The 14,073-nt window shown below is 71.7% G+C and carries 12 protein-coding genes; 6 read left to right on the plus strand and 6 right to left on the minus strand.

Going from position 1 to position 14,073, the window contains the following annotated elements:
* Nucleotides 1-67 precede the first annotated feature (67 nt).
* Nucleotides 68-1,669 (plus strand): N-acyl-D-amino-acid deacylase family protein, encoded by a 1,602-nt coding sequence (locus ACYBSK_RS32585; RefSeq protein WP_460244254.1) that lies wholly within the window; start codon nt 68-70, stop codon nt 1,667-1,669.
* 1 nt (nt 1,670) lies between these two features.
* Here the strand turns inward: ACYBSK_RS32585 and ACYBSK_RS32590 are convergent, their stop codons facing one another.
* From ACYBSK_RS32590 to ACYBSK_RS32600, 3 genes are all read right to left on the minus strand, one after another.
* Nucleotides 1,671-2,501, minus strand: coding sequence for a S1 family peptidase (locus ACYBSK_RS32590; RefSeq protein ID WP_460244255.1), 831 nt, complete (start codon nt 2,499-2,501; stop codon nt 1,671-1,673).
* 145 nt (nt 2,502-2,646) lie between these two features.
* Nucleotides 2,647-3,255 carry a hypothetical protein gene (locus ACYBSK_RS32595; RefSeq protein ID WP_460244256.1) on the minus strand — a complete coding sequence of 203 codons (609 nt, stop codon included), beginning with the start codon at nt 3,253-3,255 and terminating at the stop codon, nt 2,647-2,649.
* Between the two features lie 76 nt (nt 3,256-3,331).
* Nucleotides 3,332-3,952 (minus strand): alpha-ketoglutarate-dependent dioxygenase AlkB, encoded by a 621-nt coding sequence (locus ACYBSK_RS32600; protein ID WP_460244257.1) that lies wholly within the window; start codon nt 3,950-3,952, stop codon nt 3,332-3,334.
* Nucleotides 3,953-4,110: 158 nt separating this feature from the next.
* Here ACYBSK_RS32600 and ACYBSK_RS32605 point away from each other — a divergent pair, with 158 nt between their 5' ends.
* From ACYBSK_RS32605 to ACYBSK_RS32620, 4 genes are all read left to right on the plus strand, one after another.
* Nucleotides 4,111-5,250: a ThiF family adenylyltransferase gene (locus ACYBSK_RS32605; protein ID WP_457480857.1), complete on the plus strand. Its 1,140-nt coding sequence runs from the start codon at nt 4,111-4,113 to the stop codon at nt 5,248-5,250.
* Nucleotides 5,247-5,855, plus strand: coding sequence for a GNAT family N-acetyltransferase (locus ACYBSK_RS32610; RefSeq protein ID WP_457480858.1), 609 nt, complete (start codon nt 5,247-5,249; stop codon nt 5,853-5,855). The genes ACYBSK_RS32605 and ACYBSK_RS32610 overlap by 4 nt, the downstream gene beginning before the upstream one ends.
* Nucleotides 5,856-6,071: 216 nt before the next feature.
* On the plus strand, nt 6,072-7,283 hold the full coding sequence (locus ACYBSK_RS32615) for a pyridoxal phosphate-dependent aminotransferase (RefSeq protein WP_457480859.1): 1,212 nt from the start codon (nt 6,072-6,074) through the stop codon (nt 7,281-7,283).
* A 100-nt stretch (nt 7,284-7,383) separates the two neighbouring features.
* A complete protein-coding gene (locus tag ACYBSK_RS32620; RefSeq protein ID WP_457481931.1) occupies nt 7,384-7,782 on the plus strand; it encodes an SCO4983 family protein in 399 nt (132 codons plus the stop codon).
* Nucleotides 7,783-7,804: 22 nt separating this feature from the next.
* On the opposite strand, the gene ACYBSK_RS32625 is transcribed toward ACYBSK_RS32620, so the two are convergent.
* The 3 genes from ACYBSK_RS32625 to ACYBSK_RS32635 form a co-directional block, all read right to left on the minus strand.
* Nucleotides 7,805-10,036, minus strand: a complete 2,232-nt coding sequence (locus ACYBSK_RS32625; protein WP_460244258.1) for an NACHT domain-containing protein — start codon at nt 10,034-10,036, stop codon at nt 7,805-7,807.
* Entirely contained in the window at nt 10,029-11,060 is a 1,032-nt protein-coding gene (locus ACYBSK_RS32630; protein ID WP_460244259.1) for a DUF6801 domain-containing protein, read from the minus strand. The genes ACYBSK_RS32625 and ACYBSK_RS32630 overlap by 8 nt, the downstream gene beginning before the upstream one ends.
* Nucleotides 11,061-11,300: 240 nt before the next feature.
* Nucleotides 11,301-13,139 (minus strand): phosphoenolpyruvate carboxykinase (GTP), encoded by a 1,839-nt coding sequence (locus ACYBSK_RS32635; RefSeq protein WP_457480861.1) that lies wholly within the window; start codon nt 13,137-13,139, stop codon nt 11,301-11,303.
* A 249-nt stretch (nt 13,140-13,388) separates the two neighbouring features.
* Between ACYBSK_RS32635 and trhA the strand changes: the two genes are divergently transcribed.
* A complete protein-coding gene (gene trhA, locus ACYBSK_RS32640) occupies nt 13,389-14,072 on the plus strand; it encodes a PAQR family membrane homeostasis protein TrhA (protein WP_460244260.1) in 684 nt (227 codons plus the stop codon).
* Nucleotide 14,073 lies beyond the last annotated feature (1 nt).

Below are 14,073 nucleotides of genomic sequence, written 5' to 3' on the forward strand. Positions count from 1 at the left end.
GGGGTCCGGGGCGGAGCCCCGGGACCGCAGCACGCACCACCCGCCACCCACCCAGAAAGGCACCCCCATGGACCTGGTCATCCGCGACGCCCGCGTCATCGACGGCAGCGGCAGCCCTTCGTACCGAGCCGACGTAGTCGTCACCGATGGCCGTATCGCCGAGATCCACGCGGAGGGCGACGGCCCCCGCCCCACCGCCCTGCGCACGGTGGACGCCGACGGCCTCGCCCTCTCCCCCGGCTTCATCGACATGCACGCGCACAGCGACCTCGCCGTGCTCCGCGACCCCGACCACACCGCGAAGGCCGCCCAGGGCGTCACCCTCGAAGTCCTCGGCCAGGACGGCCTGTCGTACGCCCCCGTCGACGACCGCACCCTCGCCCAGGTCCGCCAGGCGATCACCGGCTGGAACGGCGACGGCTCCGACATCGACTTCGACTGGCGCACGGTCGGCGAGTACCTCGACCGGATCGACCGCCAGGGCACCGCCGTGAACGCGGCGTACCTCATCCCCCAGGGCACCGTCCGGATGTACGCCGTCGGCTGGGACGACCGCGACGCGACGCCCGCCGAGCTCGACCACATGAAGCGCCTGGTCGCCGAGGGCATGGAGCAGGGCGCCGTGGGGATGTCGTCCGGGCTGACCTACACCCCGGGCATGTACGCCAAGGACGCCGAACTCACCGAACTGTGCCGGGTCGTGGCCGCGTACGACGGCTACTACTGCCCCCACCACCGCAGCTACGGCGCCGGCGCCCTCGACGCCTACCGGGAGATGGTGGAGCTGACGCGCGACGCCGGCTGCGCCCTCCACCTCGCCCACGCCACCATGAACTTCGGCGTGAACAAGGGGAAGGGCAAGGACCTGCTCGCCCTCCTCGACGAGGCCCTCGCGGACGGCGCCGACATCAGCCTCGACACGTACCCGTACACCCCGGGCGCGACGACCCTCGTCGCCATGCTGCCGAGCTGGGCGAACGAGGGCGGTCCCGACGCCACGCTCGCCCGCCTGAAGGACGACGCGACCGCGGAGCGGATCCGCCACCACGTCGAGGTGATCGGCGCGGACGGCTGTCACGGCGTGCCGATGGAGTGGGACACCATCGAGATCTCCGGCGTCTCCGACCCCGCGCTCGCCTCCTGCGTCGGCAAGACGGTCGCGCAGGCCGCCGCCGAACGCGGCGAGGCCCCCTGGGTCACGGCCCGCCGCCTGCTGATCGCCGACAACCTCGGCTCGACGATCCTTCAGCACGTCGGCCACGAGGACAACGTCCGCGCGATCATGCAGCACCCGGTGCACACCGGCGGCAGCGACGGCATCCTCCAGGGCTTCAAGCCGCACCCGCGCGCGTACGGCACGTTCCCGCACTACCTCGGCCACTACGCCCGTGACCTCGGCGTCATGTCCCTGGAGGAGACGGTCGCGCACCTGACGTCCCGCCCGGCCGCCCGTCTGCGGCTCCCGGACCGCGGTCTGGTCCGTGAGGGCTACCGCGCCGACCTGGTCCTCTTCGACCCGGAGACGGTCGCGGCGGGTTCGACGTTCGAGGCGCCGCGCACGCTGCCCGTCGGCATTCCGCACGTCCTCGTCGACGGCAGGTTCGTGATCGAGGACGGGCGCCGCACGGACGTGCTCGCGGGCAGGTCCGTACGGCGCACCACGAAGTGAACTACGCGGCGGGCTCCGGCAGTTCGCAGCCCTTGCGGCTCAGGTCGATCTTGCTGTCATGGGCGACGCAGGGCGCGATCCCGTACGTCTGCTGCGCGTAGTTGATGCCCTTGCGCACGGTGACCCGGCCCTTGCGGTCGACCTCGCAGGGGTTGTTGAGGGTGCACTTCTCGCCGTCCTCGTTGCCGGTGTTGTTGACGGCGATCACCCGTCCGGTGCGGTCGTCGATCACCGGGGAGCCGGAGGTGCCGCCGATGGTCTGGCACTCCGGGGTGTAGCGCACCGAGTCCTTCCAGGTCCACCAGTACTCCTTGAGGCGGTACGCGAACCCGTCGACGGAGCACTTGTACTGCTCCTTCCAGTACCCGGAGACCACCGTGATGTCGGTGTTCTTGCGCGGGTGGCGGGGATCGATGAGCAGCGGTGCCACGTGGTACTTGTTCTCGATCTCCGCGTAGGTGGTGGTGAGCTGGTACAGCGAGATGTCGGTGTCGGTCATCGTCGCGTACGAGATCTTGCCGGCCCGGAGCGTGCCGAGTTCGCCCGCGTCCGCGTCGAGGAGCGTGAACGTCCGCGTGGACGGCTGGTCGACGATCACCTCTCCCGCCTGCGGGAAGCCGGTCTCCAGGCAGTGGCCGTTGGAGAGGACGAGCGCCGGGTCGTCCGGCTGCGACTGCGGGGTGCGCACGACGGAGCCGGAACAGTTGCTGAGCGCGACGGTGCCCGCGAAGGTGACGGGCGCGTCGTGGGATCTGTCCGCGCCGAGGGCCGGTGCCGCTCCCGCGCCGACGAGGGCGAGCGCGAACACGGCACCTGCGATGGACTTCTTCATCGGTGGATCCCCTCACGGCGTCCGGTGGGACGCCCGTAGCCGATGGTTGCCGTGCGCATTCTTTGCGGCGCGCGGCGGCCGGGCAAGAGGTGGGATCCAGTCCGTATGGCCGTCAACTCCCCTGTCGGACAGGCGGGTTACCTCTTCAACCGGACCCCTTGGAACCGCCCGGCCCGCCGTTGCCCCGGCCGGGCTTGTCGCCCGAGTTGCCGCGGGCTGGTGCGGCGTCGGGCGCCGTGGTCGTGGGGGCCGCGGTCGTCGCCCTCGACGGCGCGAGGGTCGGGCTCGGGCTGTCGTCCGGCCGCTTCTCCGGCGCCGCGCTCGCGGTACCCGAGGGCGTGACGGAGGCGGGGCCGGAGGGTGTCGCGCCCTCGCTCGTGGTGGGCGCGGGCCCGGTGGTGGCGGGGGCGGTGTGCTCGGCGCGCTGTTTCGTGGCGCCCTGTCCGTCGGACGGGCCGGAGGCGAGGAGGCCGGTGGCGACGACGCCGAGGACGACGGCGCAGCCGGCACCGAGCGCGATGCCGCCGGTCCGGCCGAGGCGGCGCCCGCGGTCGCGTCCGGCGGTGTCCGACGCGGAGGCCGTGGCCGGGACGGGCGGGAGCGGGGCCGTGTCGTCCTCGGCGCCGGGCTCCTGCCAGCCGTGCGCGGCGGCCGGGTCGCCGTATCCGTCGTACGCGTGGGCGGCCTGATTCGGGTCGTACACGACCTCGGGAACGACGGGTTCGCCGCCGGGACGGTGATGCTGCCAGGACATGAGGGCGAAGTGTAGGGACTGTGGGGGTCTGTGGAACAGCCATCGGCGATACGTCCACAGACCGCCCGAATCTGTCTCAACGCACCCCGTGCGGCCGGAACTGGACACTGATCCGGGGCCCCGCCGCCCGCGCCGACTTGGGGATCGCGTGTTCCCACGTGCGCTGGCAGGAGCCGCCCATGACGATGAGGTCGCCGTGCCCCAGCGGCCTGCGCACGGTCGGGCCGCCGCCGCCCAGCGGGCGCAGCAGCAGATCGCGGGGCGCGCCCACGGAGAGGATCGCGACCATCGTGTCCTCGCGGTCCCCGCGCCCGATCCGGTCACCGTGCCAGGCCACGCTGTCCCGGCCGTCCCGGTAGAAGCACATCCCGGCCGTGGTGAAGGGCTCGCCGAGCTCCGCGGCGTAGTGCGCGGACAGTGCGTCGCGCGCCTCGTCGAGGACGGGGTGCGGCAGCGTCTCGCGCGCCCCGTAGAACTTCAGCAGCCGCGGCACGTCGACCATCCGCTCGTACATCTGCCGCCGCTCGGCCTCCCACGGAACGGCGCCCGCGAGGTGTTCGAACAGCGGGTCGGCGCCGCTCAGCCATCCCGGCAGCACGTCGATCCAGGCCCCGGCCCCGAGCACGGTGCGGCGCACCCCGGCGAGCGGGCCGAGCGCCGTCTCCTCCGCCTGATCGAACAGCGATCCCTGAAGCATGGCTCCACCGTACCGCCCGATTCGAACATGTGCTCTAAACCCGACCAGGTCGCCTCGCTCACACGTTCCCGTGCCGCCCCTCTGGGGACACGCCCGACACCCGATCCCACGCGCTGCTAATTTCACCCACTGTGACAACTTCTACCGCTTCCGTAACCGTGAGTGAACCTGCGCACGCGTCGGAGGACACGGCCGTACCGGCCCCCTGGCGCCCCGTTCTGCTGCGCCTCTCCGACCCCCACGACCAGGCACGCTTCGACTCCCTGCGGTCCTCCGGGGCCGTACGCGAGACGCACGACCGCATCGGGGACCAGCTCGCCGAGCTCGCGCGCTGCCTGCGCCCGGACGCCGCGCCCGACGGCCCCGCGCACGACGCGGCCGTCGCCGAGCTGCTGGCCGGGGTCGGGCCACGCCAGTACGGGACCTGGGTCTGGTACCCGTGGTCCGGACGGCTCGTGCACGTCCTGCCGGAGCGGGAGTTCCGCAGGGTGCGCACCGACCGCAACCGCGACAAGATCACCGGCGTCGAGCAGGAGCTGCTGCTCGGCCGCCGGATCGGCGTGGTCGGGCTGTCCGTGGGCAACAGTGCGGCCCTGACCTGCGCCATGGAGGGCGTCGGCGGATCGTTCCGGCTCGCCGACTTCGACCACATCGGCCTGAGCAATCTCAACCGGCTGCGGGCCGGCGTGCACGACCTCGGCGTCGCGAAGACCGTCCTGTGCGCCCGCCAGATGTACGAGGCCGACCCCTATCTCGACATCGAACTGTGGCCCGAGGGGCTGACCGAGGACACCGTCGACGCCTTCATCGGCTCGGACGGGGACGCGCTCGACCTGCTCGTGGAGGAGTGCGACACCCCCTGGGTGAAGACGGCCGTGCGCGAGCGCGCCCGCGCCCGCCGCATCCCGGTCCTGATGGACGCCAACGACCGCGGCCTGCTCGACGTCGAACGCTTCGACCTGGAACCGGACCGCCCCCTCTTCCACGGCCGCGACGGCGGCCTGAGCGCCGATCAGGTGCGCGCCCTCGACCCGGCCGCCACCCTGTCCCACCTTCTCGACATCTGCGACGCCGAGAAGCTGAGCCCCGCCATGACCGACGCCCTGAAGCGGATCGGCACCACCCTCTCCAGCTGGCCCCAGCTGGCCAGCGGCGTCACGCTCGGCGGCGCCCTGGTCACCGACACCGCCCGGCGCGTCCTGCTCGGCCGCCCGGTGGCGTCCGGGCGCTACTACGTCGACCTGGAAGAGCTCATCGGCCACCCCCAGGCCCCCGAGACCGGTGGAGCGGCCGCGTGAACCGTCTGCCCGACCTCCACGGCCACCGGCTCTGGCTGCGCGAACTGCGCCCCACCGACCTGGGCACCTTCGAACGCATCCACACGCACCGGGTCCTGACCCGCTATCTCGGCATCGAGCGCATGGACGCCCGCCAGGCCCAGGACGCCTTCGTCCAGGTCCTGACGCAGCCGCACACGTACCCGCGCCGCAAGCACACGCTGGCCGTGTGCGCCCCGGGCGACGACACGATGGTCGGCACCATGGGCCTGCTCCTGGAGGAGTACGGGCGCAACGCCATGCTCACCAGCCTCGTCCTGCTGCCCGACGCCCCGGTGCGCGGCCATGGCCACGAGGCGGGCCGCCTGCTCATGGCCCACGGCTTCGGCCCGCTCGGCCTGCACCGGATCTGGGCGGGTCACCGGGCCGACCACCACCGGATGCGGGAGGTCATGCTCGCGGCCGGACTGCGCCCGGAGGCCACCCTGCGCGAGCTGTTCCACACGCAGGGGACCTGGCACGACGTCACGACGTACGCGGCGCTGGCCCCGGAGTGGATCCCGCAGGCCACCCCCGCCGAGCGCGCCGTCCTCGACGCCGCGACCGCCCCGCTCACCCCCGCCTGAGACCGGTCCGGGCCGCGTCACCCCTCCCCGGGTGACGTGGCCCACCTCGCCCGCGACCGCGACCAGCCGCTTCAAAGCCACGCCGACCGCCCGGCCCTGCATTCCGAAGACACCCGGCACCCGGTGCCATCGCATCCGAAACCGGGCCGCTCCCGGACTCTCCACAGGCCCGGGAAGAGGACACGGCCGCGCGACACACCGTCGTAAAGTCGGACCATGCAGCTCATCCAGTCGACCAAGCTCTCCAACGTCTGCTACGAGATCCGGGGCCCGGTTCTCGAGGAAGCGATGCGGCTGGAGGCGGCAGGGCACCGCATCCTGAAGCTCAACACCGGCAATCCGGCGGCGTTCGGCTTCGAGTGCCCGCCGGAGATCCTCGAGGACATGCTCCGCAACCTCGGGGACGCGCACGGCTACGGGGACGCCAAGGGCCTCCTCGCCGCCCGCCGCGCGGTGATGATGCACTACCAGACCCTCGGCGTGGAGACCGACGTCGAGCACGTCTTCATCGGCAACGGCGTCTCGGAACTCATCGTGATGGCGATGCAGGGCCTGCTCGACGACGGCGACGAGGTCCTCGTCCCGGCCCCGGACTACCCCCTGTGGACGGCCGCGGTCTCGCTCTCCGGCGGCACCGCCGTGCACTACCGCTGCGACGAGCAGTCGGACTGGATGCCGGACCTGGCGGACGTGGAGCGGAAGGTCACCGACCGCACCAAGGCCATCGTCATCATCAACCCCAACAACCCCACGGGCGCCGTCTACAGCGAGGAGATGCTGCGCGGCCTCACCGACATCGCCCGCCGCCACAACCTGCTCGTCTGCTCCGACGAGATCTACGACAAGATCCTCTACGAGGACGCCACGCACACCCCGACCGCCGCCGTCGCGCCCGACCTGATGACGCTCACCTTCAACGGCATGTCGAAGGCGTACCGGGTGGCCGGCTACCGGGTGGGCTGGATGGCGATCTCCGGCCCGCGCGCGCACGCGGAGTCGTACATCGAGGGCCTGACGATCCTGGCGAACATGCGCCTGTGCGCGAACATGCCGGGCCAGCACGGTGTCGTCGCCGCGCTCAGCGGCCGCCAGACGATCAACGACCTGGTGCTGCCGGGCGGCCGGCTGAAGGAGCAGCGGGACGTCGCGTACGACCTGCTCACCCAGATCCCGGGCGTGACCTGCGTGAAGCCCAAGGGGGCGCTGTACCTCTTCCCGCGCCTCGACCCGAAGGTCTTCAAGGTCAAGGACGACCGGCAGATGGTGCTCGACCTGCTGCGCGCCGAGAAGATCATGGTGGTGCACGGCACCGGTTTCAACTGGCCGGAGCCCGACCACTTCCGCGTCGTCACCCTGCCCGACACCCGGCAGCTGACGGAGGCCGTGACCCGGATCGGCACCTTCCTGGACGGGTACAGCCAGCCGTGACCCGAGCACGGACGGTCAACAGTTTTGGACAGGTTCTAATTTAGACAGAATCCAATGTACGATGGAGGCCAAGCTCACACGCATGCCCTGGAGGCCTCCCATGTACGAGCCGATCCGCACCAAGTCGGTCCACTCGACGGCGGCCGGCAGCGGCGAATTCCCGCACCGCTCCCGCGAGGAGGAGCTGGACATCCAGCTCGCCGGCCACCTGGCCGCCCTCCTCGCCGTGACGGACGAGCTGCGCCACCTCACGCCGGCGGCCGACCTGGACGAGGCGGCGGAGGCGCTGGCCGCGCAGGTGGCGCGGCTGCGCGGGGGCCTCACGCCGGTCCGTGCTTCGGTGGCCGCCGCCATCCACGAGCCCGGCATCGACGCGCTCCACCAGCGGGCCCACGCCCTCGCGGGCCGCGCCCTCGTGGTCGCGGCCTCCCGGGCCGACACCGCCGCCGCGATCCTGGCGGCGCAGCGCATGGAGGCACACGCGCTGGTCGCCGCCTAGGGCCTGTCGTTTGCATCAGGCCCTAGGAGCGGGCGGTCGCCAGATGATCCTGGAGCCGGGCGTGGCGGAACTGGTACACGGCGCCCGCCCGCCGCAGCACGTCGCGTGAGCAGGCGTCCTCCAGGAACGCCACCGGCCGCCACGGCACGCGCCCCGTCAGGGGCAGCCAGACACGGACCAGCGCGAACCACTGCCCGTACGCCGTCATGCAGAGGCAGTAGCCGAACCCACCGCCGAACGCGCCTTCGAGCCCGAAGACGAGCCCGATCTGGAAGCTGCGCAGCGGGGTCTCGACGAAGGCGGCCGTGATCCCCCCGATGAGCCCGAGCGCGAGCGCCCAGACGGCGAGTTGGGCGAACATGTTCTCCCGGTTCTGCCGCAGCAGGTCGACGCAGCCGACGGACTTCTTCAGGTCGATGGGCGTCTCCAGCCAGGTCATGAGCGCGAGCGCGGTCCCGGCGGACAGCCCGATGGTGAGCGGGAACCGGGCCGCCGCCACGAACCCGCCACCGAGGCCGTCGCTGAGGTTCAGCAACGGCAGGAGCAGCCGGTCGACGAGCACGATGAGCAGCGCGACGACGAATCCGATGCGGGCGGCCAGGAGCGCGTTGTGGAAGAGCCGGTGGAAGAACTGCCCGCTCTGTTCCGCCCTGTCGTGGCCGGTGAGGCGGACGCGTACGGGGCTCGGCCGCGGCCGTTGCGCGGTGTTGGCGCGCCAGTAGGCGTAGCCGAAGGCCGGTCCGGACACGAGTCCGTGCAGCAGTCCGACCACCACGCCGCGCAGGATCGCGAACTCCAGTCCGTGCGACGTGGCGATCAGGTTCACGGGGATGTTCCCGATCCCGGTCGCCAGCGCGAAGGGCATCCCCGCCAGGAACGAGACCACGGCGGTCCGTGCGCGCAGGCTCATCTCCGTGCCGAGCCGCCACCACTCCAGATCGGGGCCGCCGGTCCACTGCAGATGGTCGGCGAAGTACCCGAGCCAGCGCCGGACCCGCCGGGGACTCCAGTGCCGGGGAGGCGGGTTCGGGGCGCCGGGCCGCCGGTCGTAGGCCGACGGGACGAAGCTGCTCAGGAGGTGCTTCTCGATCTCGTCCCGAGAGCCGAACGCGAGCAGGTCCCCGGGGCGACGCGGTCGGTCGGGACGTCCGTCGCCGTCCTCCGCGGCGGCCCTCTCGCCGTAGACGTCCCGGACGAGGGAGACCATCAGGGGCGTGCTCAGGACCTCGCGCAGGCTGCTGTGGGCCGAGGAGTCGGGACGGTCGCGCAGCTCCTTCAGCAGCTCCTCCCACTGGGACTTGACGGCCGGGGCGCTCCCGAGCACCAGGAAGCTCTCCGTGTCCTGCGGAGTGAGAGCGGTCAGTTCGATCGCGGCGGCGCGCTGGAGACCCCTGGTTCCGCGGGACGCCTCGGCGTACGGGCCCGTACGGCTGGTCAGCACCAACGGGCCTTCGTACAGGTTGAGTTGCTGGATCGCGAGAAGCCGGAGGTCCTCGGCTATCTCGTCGAATCCGTCCAGCACCGGGACGATCATCGCCTGCTCGACGAGGGCGGTGGCGGCCGGTTTCCCGTCGGCGGTGACGGCGTCCATACCGGTCGTGTCACGGGTCAGCCGACTGCTCAGCCACGCCCCGAGCGTCTCGGCCGCGGGGTTCCACGCCCCCAGGCTGAAGAACTCCGGGACGGGTCCGCCGGGCGGCCGGCCCTCCAGGAGTTCCAGAACGAGTCGCAGGCCCAGGACGGTCTTCCCCGAGCCGGCTTCGCCCAGCACCACCAGCCGGCCGGAGGGCACTTTCCGGTAGGTCTCGGTGATGTTCTCGAAGACATCGCTCAGGTCCACCGGTGCGGCCGTCTCCCGCGGGCCCGGGACGATGTTGGGCCAGTGGTCCATCAGGTGCTCGCGGGCCGTCGTCCACCGCACGGGCAGCGGCCGCGCGTTCGGCTGCCGCCCGGCCTTCCGCTTCCGGGGCTCGTCCCGCCAGCGGGCATCGACGGCTTCGGCCAGCCGCTCCGCGGCTGCGCGCAGTTCGTCGCGCGGGCCCGGCCCGCCCGTCGGCGGCGGCTCCTGCGCGGTCGCGGGAGGTGCCGGGGACTGGACGTACACGTCGCCGAAGACGTCTCGGGCCATGAACACCGAGCCGTGGACGACGGCGCCGTCGCTCACCTTGTTCAGCTGCGTCCCGGGAGACACCTCGTCCTTGTCCGCGGGTCCGGGCTCCGGGGCCCCGCCCCCGGCACGCGCCGTGTCACTCATCCGGGCCCTCCGCACGGCTGCGGCGCCGGCCCCACCAGCCGATCCCCGCGACGACCGCGCTCACCACGAGGAAGGCCACGACCGCGCCCACCGGCACCGGCCAGTGCGCGCCGCGGGTCAGGGCGTCGTCGGCGGCGGGGGTGCCCGGAGCGCCGGACCGCGAGGGCCGGACCGTACCGCTGGGCGACCCGGAAGGGTCCTGCCCCTTCGCCGACGCGGCGGCCGCCGCGGAAGCGGACGCGCCCGCCGCCGCGGAAGCGGACGCGCCCGCCGCCGCGGAAGCGGACGCGCCCGCCGCCCCGGAGGCCGACGCCGGACCCGAGCCGTCGGACCCGGCCTTCCCCGGCCCCCCTGCCGATCCCGGTGCGCCCGACGCCCCGGATCCGCCCGGCGCGGACGGCCTCCCGGAAGCGGTCGGGCCGGTCGAGGCGGGCGCGACCCGGAAGGACGCCAGGAACCCGCTCTGCCCGCTGTTGAGGGCGCACGACGTGTCGATCTTTCCGGCGAGCGTCTCGTCCCCGTCGGCGTTCCGTGGGGTCAGGCGCAGATCGATCGCGCCGACGACGATCTTCGCCGGACCCGGGCGGCGGAAGACGAACGACGGGAGGGTGCCACTCGCCGGGACGGTCAGCGTTCCGGAATCCCCGACCGGCGTCCTGGCCACCGTGAGCGGCACGGTGACGGGCAGATCGCCCTCCGGCGCTTCGACGACGGCGTGCACCCGCGCCGTGCCCTCGACCGTGGCCGCGCCGACGAACCGGAGTGACCCCACGACACGGGAGCCGACGGTCGCCGACGTCCGAATGGGCTGGCGCGGGGTGGCCCGGCCGACCACGTGGGTGTGCGCGGCGTCCCACACGACCGACGCCGTCATCGGTTCGTCCCCGATCACCGGGAAGGGGCACGTGTAGCGCAGCGAGGTGGCGTCCGGGGCCGCGGCCGCGGAGCCGGACGCGGGGACCGTGACCAGCACGGCGAGCACCGCCGTCCAGCCGGATAACGCTGCCCTGGGCGAACTCTTCATGTGGCGGCTCCCGTGCACGCGTCGGGCACCAGCCTGGGCGCTGCCACGGAGACTGGGCGAACGGGGACCTCACATGGTGAAGCGCTTCCGCAGGAGTCGTCAATGACCTTCTGTGCCCGCCGAGTCGAGATGGTGTGACGGGATCGTGGTGCGTTCCGGTGCCGGAGTTCCGCCCGCGGCCGGTTCCGGACATGAGCGGGCCCCCGTACGCCGTTGTACGGGGGCCCGCTCGGGTTCGGGCTAGCCGAGCCGGTCCACCAGCTTGCGGTACTCGTCCCACAGCTCGGTCGGCGTGTGGTCGCCGAACGTGTTGAGGTGGGCGGGGACGAGCGAGGCCTCGTCGCGCCAGGCCTCCTTGTCCACCGTCAGCAGGAAGTCCAGGTCGGACTCGGCCAGGTCGAGGCCGTTCGTGTCCAGGGACTCCTTGGTCGGCAGGATGCCGATCGGGGTCTCGACGCCCTCGGCGCGGCCGTCGAGACGGTCGACGATCCACTTCAGGACGCGGCTGTTCTCACCGAAGCCGGGCCAGACGAACTTGCCGTCCGCGTTCTTCCGGAACCAGTTGACGTAGTAGATCTTCGGCAGCTTGGCCTGGTCCTTGCCGGCGCCGACCTTCACCCAGTGGGCCATGTAGTCGCCCATGTTGTAGCCGCAGAACGGCAGCATGGCGAAGGGGTCGCGGCGCAGCTCGCCGACCTTGCCCTCGGCGGCGGCGGTCTTCTCGGAGGCGACGTTGGCGCCGAGGAAGACACCGTGGTTCCAGTCGAAGGACTCCGTCACCAGCGGCACGGCGGTGGCGCGGCGGCCGCCGAAGAGGATCGCCGAGATCGGCACGCCCTTCGGGTCCTCCCACTCCGGCGCGATGATCGGGCACTGCGCGGCCGGGGTGGTGAAGCGGGCGTTGGGGTGCGCGGCCGGGACACCTGAGTCCGGGGTCCAGGAGTTGCCCTTCCAGTCCGTGAGGTGGGCGGGCGTCTCCTCGGTCATCCCCTCCCACCAGATGTCGTTGTCGTCGGTGAGGGCGACGTTGGTGAAGACCGAGTTGCCCCACAGCGTCTTCATGGCGTTGGCGTTGGTGTGCTCGCCGGTGCCGGGCGCGACGCCGAAGAAGCCGGCCTCGGGGTTGATCGCGTAGAGGCGGCCGTCCTCGCCGAACCGCATCCAGGCGATGTCGTCACCGATCGTCTCGACGGTCCAGCCGGAGATCGTGGGCTCCAGCATCGCGAGGTTGGTCTTGCCGCAGGCGGACGGGAAGGCGGCGGCGACGTACTTCGACTCACCGGTCGGCGGCGTCAGCTTGAGGATCAGCATGTGCTCGGCGAGCCAGCCCTCGTCGCGCGCCATGACGGACGCGATGCGCAGGGCGTAGCACTTCTTGCCGAGCAGGGCGTTGCCGCCGTATCCGGAGCCGTAGGACCAGATCTCGCGGTCCTCGGGGAAGTGCGAGATGTACTTCGTGGAGTTGCACGGCCACGGCACGTCCGCCTCGTCGGGGCCCAGCGGGGCGCCCAGCGTGTGCACGGCCTTGACGAAGAAGCCGTCCTCGCCCAGTTCGTCGAGGACCGGCTGGCCCATCCGGGTCATCGTGCGCATGGAGACGGCCACGTAGGCCGAGTCGGTGATCTCGACGCCGATCGCGGAGAGCGGCGAGCCGAGCGGGCCCATGCAGAACGGGACGACGTACATCGTGCGCCCGCGCATCGAGCCGCGGAAGATCCCCCCGTTCCCCTCGTTGCCCCGGAAGATCTCCCGCATCTCGGCGGGGGCCTTCCAGTGGTTCGTGGGGCCGGCGTCCTCCTCCTTCTCGGAGCAGATGAACGTACGGTCCTCGACCCGCGCGACATCGGTCGGGTCGGAAGCGGCGTAGTACGAGTTGGGGCGCTTGATGGGGTCGAGCTTCTTGAACGTTCCCTTCGCGACGAGCTCGTCGGCGAGGCGCTCGTACTCGGCCTCGGAGCCGTCGCACCAGACCACACTGTCCGGCTGCGTGAGTTCGGCGATCTCGTTGACCCACGAGATCAGTTCCTGGTGGTTGGTCGGGAGGGTGTCCAGGGAGGGAGCCGCGATGTCGCGCGCCACGATCGCTCCTAAATGAGGGGTATTGAGGTTGATGCCCCGTGGGGGCTGCGACCCGGACGCTGCGCCTCCCAATCCACTGGAGCTCAGTGGGCGCTCATCCGGTGCCGACCGCACTCATTTGATCATCCGACCGAAACGCCCATCTGTCCAGGGGGCCTCACACTTGAGCGAAGTGAGCATGGCCACTTCGCTGTGAACCCCACCACTGACCCGGTCCGTTACCTACGGTCGCGTAGGTACGATGCCCGGATGAGCGTCGCCACCGAGCAGAGCGAAGTCCCCGCCGTCGAGCCTTCCGTGCTGAAGCCGAGACTGCGCGGCTGGCTGCACGCGGGCATGTTCCCCGCCGTGCTCGTCGCGGGCCTCTTCCTGACCGCGCTCGCGGACTCCACGCGGGGCCGGATCGCCTGCGGCATCTACGTCCTGAGCGCCTGCCTGCTGTTCGGCGTGAGCGCGCTCTACCACCGGGGAAACTGGGGCCCCCGTGCGGGTGGCGTGCTGCGCCGACTGGACCACGCCAACATCTTCCTGATCATCGCCGGCACGTACACGCCGCTGACGATGCTGCTGCTGCCCGGCGCCAAGGGGCAGTGGCTGCTGTGGGGCATCTGGGCGGCGGCCGCGGCGGGCATCATTTTCCGCGTCTTCTGGGTCGGCGCCCCGCGCTGGCTCTACACGCCGTGCTACATCGCGATGGGCTGGGCCGCCGCCTTCTTCCTGCCGGACTTCATGCGGAAGGGCGGCATCGCGGTGCTCGTCCTGGTGATCGTGGGCGGGCTGCTCTACAGCGCGGGCGGCGTCATCTACGGCCTCAAGCGCCCGAATCCGTCCCCGCGCTGGTTCGGCTTCCACGAGGTCTTCCACTCCCTGACGCTGGCGGCGTTCGTCGTGCACTACGTGGGCATCTCGCTGGTGGCGTACCAGCACGCCTGAC

The organism is Streptomyces sp. BYX5S (assembly GCF_054724165.1).